This is a genomic window from Dorea sp. 210702-DFI.3.17, assembly GCF_020560825.1.
Taxonomy (GTDB): Bacteria; Bacillota; Clostridia; order Lachnospirales; family Lachnospiraceae; genus Dorea; species Dorea formicigenerans.
In genome coordinates, this window is record NZ_JAJCNB010000071.1 from 1 (window position 1) to 2,342 (window position 2,342).

The following is a 2,342-nucleotide window of genomic DNA, read 5'->3' on the forward strand; positions in this document are numbered from 1 at the left end:
CAATGCTTACAAGATCCTTAGTCTTGCTCGTCTGCCAGTTCCGACACTTCCGCATAAAAGGCTTTTCTCGATTGCCCGAAGATTATATTACTACACTTTCAGGAAAAAAGCAACAACAATTTTTGCTTTTTTTCATCTTTTTTGTTCTTTTGCGAATTGTTTTGACTTCGTCCTTTCCTTCTTTCATTTGGATTGGCAATATCGAGTAAAACACTTGACACGAGTACGAAATCGGACTATACTGTAATAAGTACGAAATCGGACTTGAGGAGAAAAAATAATGGAGTCGAAACAAAAAACACTATACATGAGCCGTCAGCTCATAGAGTTTAATCACATTTATAAAGAGTTTAATGATGTATACCGTGAGGCTGCGACAAAGGTAGGACTGTCATTAAGCGGATTTGATATTCTATACGCCATTTGTGAGATGGGGGATGGATGTTTGCAGCGCGATATCAGTCAGATGTGCTGTATTCCAAAGCAGACAGTGAATTCATCGATCCGTAAGCTGGAACAGGATAGATATCTGATACTGGAAAAAGGAAAAGGCCGTGATATGCATATTCATCTGACGGAAAAGGGACAGAAACTTATGGAAGAGAAGATTTATCCGGTGATAGAGGCAGAGAATCAGGCATTTTCTGGTATGAGTAAGGAAGAATGCAAGAAGATGCTGGAACTTTACGAAAAGTATAATATGGAATTGAAAGCGAATATCCAGAAGCTTCAAATGTCTCAAGTATAGTTGAGGATTTTATAGAAACAGAAGTTATTGCACTTCTGCAATCCTGCCGGAGGCTATATCAGCTGGGGGATTGACTCCCACCACTGATACTAGCTTGTTTCTCACCACCTATAGAGGTGCGCGTCATCTCCCAGCTGATATAAAAGGTATATAAAGAGGAGTAGATTTTTTTATGGAGATTCAGTTATCAGATCATTTTACTTATAAAAAATTAATAAAATTTGTATTACCGTCTATTGTGATGATGATCTTTACGTCGATCTACGGTGTTGTAGACGGTCTGTTTGTGTCGAATTTTGCCGGAAAGACGGCATTTGCAGCAATCAATTTAATTATGCCGATTCTGATGGGACTTTCAGCTCTTGGGTTTATGATCGGTACCGGAGGCAGCGCGATTGTAGCAACAACTCTGGGAGAAGGAAAAAAAGAAAAGGCAAATGAATATTTTTCCATGTTAGTCTATGTTACGATAATTGGTGGCATAGCAGTTAGTCTTCTTGGAATGATTTTGATTCGTCCGATAGCAGTGATGCTTGGCGCAGCTGGTGAACTGCTTTCAGACTGTGTGTTGTACGGGCGCATCACATTTATTTCTTTTCCAGCTTTTATGCTGCAGAATGTGTTTCAGAGCTTTTTTGTTGCAGCACAGAAACCAAAACTTGGGTTAAAAGTTATCATTGTGGCGGGTGTGACCAACATGGTTTTGGATTATTTGTTTGTGGGATGTCTTGGATTTGGAATTGCAGGGGCAGCAGTTGCGACAGTATGCGGAGAATTTATTGGCGGATTGTTCCCGATTTTTTATTTTGCACGAAAAAATTCAAGTCTTCTGAAACTTGGAAGACCTAGTTTTGACAGCAGAATTTTATTAAAGACATGCAGCAATGGTGCATCCGAGTTTATGACGAATCTGTCCAGTTCAGTTGTAAATTCTCTTTATAATCTGCAGCTTATGAAAGTAGCCGGTGAAAATGGAGTAGCGGCTTATGGATCTATTATGTATGCGAACTTTATATTTATTGCTATTTTTATCGGATATTCTATTGGAAGTGCGCCGATCGTCAGCTATCATTATGGTGCCGGCAATCACAGTGAGCTGAAAAATATGTTCAAAAAGAGCCTGCGACTGATTGGAATATGGGGGATTGGACTTTTCGTGTTCTCTCAGGTGATTACAACACCGCTTGCAAAATTGTTTGTGGGATATGACGCAGAATTATTTGAGATGACAAGACACGGATTCAGGATATATTTTATCAGTTTTCTGATCAATGGATTCAATATTTATGGATCAGCATTCTTTACAGCATTGAACAATGGAATGATTTCGGCTGCGATCTCATTTCTTCGAACATTATTATTCCAGATGGCGGCAGTTCTGATACTGCCTGTATTCTTTGGAGTGAACGGAATTTGGAGTGCCGTTACAGTGGCAGAGCTTTGTACACTTTTTATGACAGCTGCATTTTTTATCAGACAGCGAAAGATATATCATTATATGTGAAAATACATTGATCAGGGATAAGGATATTCTGTAAGAAATTCAAGAATGCCTCGGCATTCTTGCTGCGAGGTGCGCGTCATGCAATTGCAT

Annotated in this window: 2 protein-coding genes; both read left to right on the plus strand. The window is 39.4% G+C overall.

The window, feature by feature from the left end:
• The first annotated feature begins 280 nt into the window (after positions 1 to 280).
• Complete coding sequence (locus LI149_RS14910) at positions 281 to 748, plus strand: MarR family winged helix-turn-helix transcriptional regulator (RefSeq protein ID WP_117495473.1); 468 nt, start codon at positions 281 to 283, stop codon at positions 746 to 748.
• A 172-nt stretch (positions 749 to 920) separates the two neighbouring features.
• Positions 921 to 2,252, plus strand: a complete 1,332-nt coding sequence (locus LI149_RS14915) for an MATE family efflux transporter (RefSeq protein WP_117495474.1) — start codon at positions 921 to 923, stop codon at positions 2,250 to 2,252.
• Positions 2,253 to 2,342: the final 90 nt, after the last annotated feature.